Source organism: Bacillus sp. SIMBA_026, assembly GCF_046535335.1.
GTDB lineage: Bacteria > Bacillota > Bacilli > Bacillales > Bacillaceae > Bacillus > Bacillus velezensis.
The window spans coordinates 1-267 of sequence record NZ_JAWRWX010000211.1 but is presented as its reverse complement, the minus strand read 5'-3'; the positions used below and the strand labels follow the sequence as shown (position 1 = coordinate 267).

Here is a 267-nt window from a genome sequence, read left to right as displayed (position 1 = left end):
AATGGGCTGCCTTGCCACATCGATAACCGCGTCCCAGTGTTCCGCCGCGACTCCAGTCAAAGCAGTGTCATCATCCCGATCGGCGCGAACGAGCCGAACTCCGGAAGGCACGGCATCTCCTCTAGCAAGGCATGTGACCTCATACCCCGACGTCAGAGCAGTCTTTGCCACCGTGTATCCGAGCCACGCCGTCCCCCCGAGCACAAGAATCTTCATGACTGGAGAATTCCAGCATTCATTCAGCAACGCATCAGTTTTCACCCTCAG

At 57.3% G+C, this 267-nt stretch carries 1 protein-coding gene; it reads right to left on the bottom strand.

All coding sequences use genetic code 11. From position 1 onward, the window contains the following. On the bottom strand, nucleotides 1–216 hold a 216-nt coding region (locus tag SB847_RS21235; RefSeq protein WP_410578615.1), incomplete at its 3' end, for an NAD-dependent epimerase/dehydratase family protein. Between the last annotated feature and the right edge of the window lie 51 nt (nucleotides 217–267).